Source organism: Ornithinicoccus halotolerans, assembly GCF_009602535.1.
Lineage (GTDB): Bacteria > Actinomycetota > Actinomycetes > Actinomycetales > Dermatophilaceae > Ornithinicoccus > Ornithinicoccus halotolerans.
The window spans coordinates 1-4,071 of sequence record NZ_WIQI01000164.1 but is presented as its reverse complement, the minus strand read 5'-3'; the positions used below and the strand labels follow the sequence as shown (position 1 = coordinate 4,071).

General features: G+C 74.4%; 3 protein-coding genes. All 3 read left to right on the top strand.

Annotated elements, in window-relative coordinates:
• Nucleotides 1-1,423: DEAD/DEAH box helicase (locus tag GFJ45_RS15420; protein ID WP_228387175.1), on the top strand; the 1,423-nt coding region annotated here is incomplete at its 5' end.
• A complete protein-coding gene (locus GFJ45_RS15415; RefSeq protein ID WP_153398801.1) occupies nucleotides 1,420-2,229 on the top strand; it encodes an SGNH/GDSL hydrolase family protein in 810 nt (269 codons plus the stop codon). The genes GFJ45_RS15420 and GFJ45_RS15415, both read left to right, overlap by 4 nt.
• 130 nt (nucleotides 2,230-2,359) lie before the next feature.
• Nucleotides 2,360-3,709 carry an NADP-specific glutamate dehydrogenase gene (gdhA, locus tag GFJ45_RS15410; protein WP_153398798.1) on the top strand — a complete coding sequence of 450 codons (1,350 nt, stop codon included), beginning with the start codon at nucleotides 2,360-2,362 and terminating at the stop codon, nucleotides 3,707-3,709.
• Nucleotides 3,710-4,071: the final 362 nt, after the last annotated feature.

Here is a 4,071-nt window from a genome sequence, read left to right as displayed (position 1 = left end):
CAAACACTCTTTCCCGCCCCGCCGCTCTTCCGATCTCGCCTCCGCGGCCGGCGTGCCGGTGCCCCCGGCCGGCGAGGGCTTCGCTGAGCTCGGGCTGGTCCCGGAGCTGGTGGCCGCGCTGGCCGGCGAGGGCATCCTCACCCCGTTCCCGATCCAGGCCGCCACGGTGCCGGACGCCCTCGCCGGGCGTGACGTGCTCGGCCGGGGGCAGACCGGCTCGGGCAAGACGCTGGCGTTCGGGCTGCCCATGCTGCAGCGGCTCGCCGGCGGCCAGGCCAGGCCCGGCCGCCCGCGCGCCCTGGTGCTCACCCCGACCCGTGAGCTGGCGATGCAGGTGGTGGACGCGCTGCGGCCGCTGCTGGCCGGAGTCGGCCTGCGTCACCAGCTGGTGGCCGGCGGCATGGCCTACGGCCCCCAGCTGGCCGCGCTCGAGCGCGGCGTCGACCTGCTGGTCGCCACCCCGGGCCGGCTCACCGACCTCGTTCAGCGAGGCGACGCGGACCTGTCGGCGGTCGAGACGATCGTGCTCGACGAGGCCGACCACATGTCCCAGCTGGGCTTCCTGGAACCGGTCACGGCGCTGCTGAAGCAGATCCCCGCCGATGGGCAGCGGCTACTGTTCTCGGCGACCCTGGACCACGGCGTCGACGCGCTGGTCGCCGACCACCTCACCGACCCGGTGACGCACGCGACCGACGCCGCCACCGCGAGCGTGGCGACGATGGAGCACCACGCGCTGCTGGTGCACCCGCACGACAAGCGCCACATGGTCGCCGCGCTGGCCGCCCGCCGCGGTCGCACGCTGATCTTCGCGCGCACCAAGCTCGGCGCCGACCGCGTCGCCCTGCAGCTGCGGGAGGCCGGGGTGATGGCCGCCGCACTGCACGGTGGGCTGGGCCAGGCGGCCCGGACCCGGGTGCTCGGCGCGTTCCGCGGCGGCGAGCTGCCGGTCCTGGTGGCCACCGACGTCGCTGCCCGTGGCATCCACGTCGACGACGTCTCGCTGGTGCTGCAGATCGACCCACCGACCGACCCCAAGGACTACCTGCACCGCGCCGGGCGGACCGCCCGCGCCGGTGACCGTGGCGCGGTCGTCACGCTCGCGCTGCCGCACCAGCGGCGCACCGTCTCCCGGCTGCTGGAGTCGGCCGGCGTCCATGCGCGACTGCAGTCGGCAGGGCCGGAGGACGCGCTGGTCGGTGACATCGCCGGCGAGCGCGCCCCGACCGCCGAGCCGGTGACCGAGCAGCAGCTGAGCGACCTGCTGCGCCCCCGGCGCTCGCAGCGAACCCACCGGCCGGGCGGCAAGGGCCGCCCCCACGGCGGTCGGCAGCACCGGCCCGCCGGCCGCTACCAGCGTCCTGGTGCCCGGCGTCAGGACGCTGGTGGTGGGGCCGGGGGAGGGCTACGCTCGCGGGCATGAGGCTCCCGCGGTCGTGGACGACCCTGGTTGCCGGCCTGGCGCTGGCAGCACCGCTGCTCCTGGCGGGAGGGCCGACCACGGCCGCGCCGCCCCCGCAGGTGGAAGCGGTCGCCCTCGGTGACTCCTACGCCGCCGGGGTCGGTGCCCCGCCGGCGGTGGACGGCTGCGGGCGCACCGGCGGGTCCTACCCCGCCCGGGTCGACGGGCGCCGGCGCATCGACCTGGTGGCCCACGCCGCGTGCGGGGGCGCCAGCACCAGCGACGTGATCAGCAGCCAGCTGGAGCAGCTGGACGCCGGCACCGACCTGGTGACCCTCACCGTGGGCGGCAACGACATCGGCTGGAGCCAGGCGCTGGCCGCCTGCCTGCTCGGCAGCGACGCCCAGTGCCAGGCGGCGGTGACGGCCGCCTCCCAGGCGATCGCGCTGCAGCTGCCCGGCCGGATGGACGCCACCCTCACCGCCGTGACCGAGGCCGCCCCCGAGGCGCACGTCGTGGTCACCGGGTACCCGCTGCTGTTCTCCCCTGAGTACGGCGACACCAGCCTGCTCTCCGTCGCCGAGCAGCGGGCGGTCAACGCCGGCGTGGAGCTGCTGAACGGCGTGCTCGCGGCCGCGGCCGCAGCGCACGGCGCCCAGTACCTGGACGTGACCAGCCGGTTCGAGGGCCACGGCATCGGCTCCCCGGAGCCGTGGATCCACGGCCCGTCGCCGGACCTGTCGGTGGCCTTCCACCCCACGGCCGAGGGCTACAACGCCTACGCCGCCGCCCTCACCTCCGGCCTGCGCACCAGCGACCTTCGGTAGCGGCCACGACGAGCCGCCCGGCACTGACCACGGTGGTCAACCCGGTGCCGGAGATCGCCGCCCGCGCGGCACCGGCCGGCGGGGGCGACTACCGTGGCCTCGTTCGCCACTCGCCGACGGGAAGGCTCCCATGCCCGATCTCGACCCCGTGCTGCAGCCGGTCTACGAGCAGGTGCTCCGGCGCAACCCCGCTGAGGCGGAGTTCCACCAGGCCGTCCTGGAGGTGCTGGACAGCCTCGGGCCGGTGGTGCGCCAGCACCCCGAGTACGTCGACGCCCGCGTCATCGAGCGGATCTGTGAACCCGAGCGGCAGATCATCTTCCGGGTGCCGTGGCTGGACGACACCGGCCGGGTGCGAATCAACCGCGCCTTCCGCGTGGAGTTCTCCTCCGTGCTCGGCCCGTACAAGGGCGGGCTGCGGTTCCACCCCTCGGTGCTGCTGGGCACGGTGAAGTTCCTCGGCTTCGAGCAGATCTTCAAGAACGCGCTGACCGGGCTGCCGATCGGCGGGGGCAAGGGCGGGTCGGACTTCGACCCCAAGGGCCGCTCCGACGCCGAGGTGATGCGGTTCTGCCAGTCGCTGATGACCGAGCTGTACCGGCACGTGGGCGAGTACACCGACGTCCCGGCCGGTGACATCGGTGTGGGCCAGCGTGAGCTGGGCTACCTGTTCGGGCAGTACAAGCGGATCACCAACCGCTACGAGTCCGGCGTGCTGACCGGCAAGGGGCTGGGCTGGGGCGGCTCGCAGGTGCGGCGTGAGGCCACCGGCTACGGCACGGTCATCTTCGTCGAGGAGATGCTCCGCACCCGGGACCGCGGCCTCGACGGCGCCAAGGTCGTCGTGTCCGGCTCGGGCAACGTGGCCATCTACGCCATCGAGAAGGTGCACCAGCTGGGCGGGACGGTGGTGGCCTGCTCCGACAGCGGTGGCGTCGTGGTCGACGAGGAGGGGGTCGACGTCGAGATCCTCAAGCAGGTCAAGGAGGTCCGCCGCGGCCGGCTCACCGACTACGTCCAGGAGCGCGGCGGTGTCGCTAGGCACCACAGCGACATCAGCATCTGGGAGGTGCCCTGCGACGTCGCGCTGCCGTGCGCCACGCAGAACGAGATGGACGAGCAGGGCGCCCAGGCGCTGGTGAAGGGCGGCTGCGCCGCGGTGGCCGAGGGGTCCAACATGCCGTGCACGCCGGCTGCCGTCAGAGTGCTCACCGGCGCCGGCGTGCTCTTCGGCCCCGGCAAGGCCGCCAACGCCGGCGGCGTCGCCACCAGCGCGCTGGAGATGCAGCAGAACGCCTCGCGGGACTCCTGGACGTTCGAGTACACCGAGGAGCGGCTCGCCGAGATCATGCGCGGGATCCACGAGCGGTGCGCGGCCACGGCCGAGGAGTACGGCGCCCCCGGCAACTACGTGGTCGGCGCCAACGCCTCCGCCTTCCGCCAGGTGGCCGACGCCATGCTGGCCCAGGGTGTGGTCTAGGCACCCGGCCGACCTGCCTGCTCCCTGAGGTAGCGGCCTGAGGTAGCGGCCCGGCCCCGGCCCCGCGATCTTGGGATCGCTGCCGATGTCCGGCCCTACCTCAGCCGAGGAGTCTCGAGGTGTCAGCACGACACCACCGAGAGGACCAGGGCCATGTTCCCCACCGGACCCGACTACTACGTGCAGAGCGAGGTCGACTACCGCCGCGAGGTGCTCACGGCCGCCTGGGGTCGCCGGCGACAGCCGCGCCCGCGGGCTGCGCGACCGCACCGGACGGCATCGGGCAGGTCTGCCGGGGACGCGCGGTCCACGGCGCCGGCCGGTTGCGCACCGGCCACCCGGGGCCGCGGCCGCTTGCAGGC

Bases quoted from the DNA above. Each gene is read 5' to 3' on its own strand.
- GFJ45_RS15415 (WP_153398801.1), top strand. From the start codon at position 1,420: ATGAGGCTCCCGCGGTCGTGGACGACCCTGGTTGCCGGCCTGGCGCTG.
- gdhA (WP_153398798.1), top strand. From the start codon at position 2,360: ATGCCCGATCTCGACCCCGTGCTGCAGCCGGTCTACGAGCAGGTGCTC.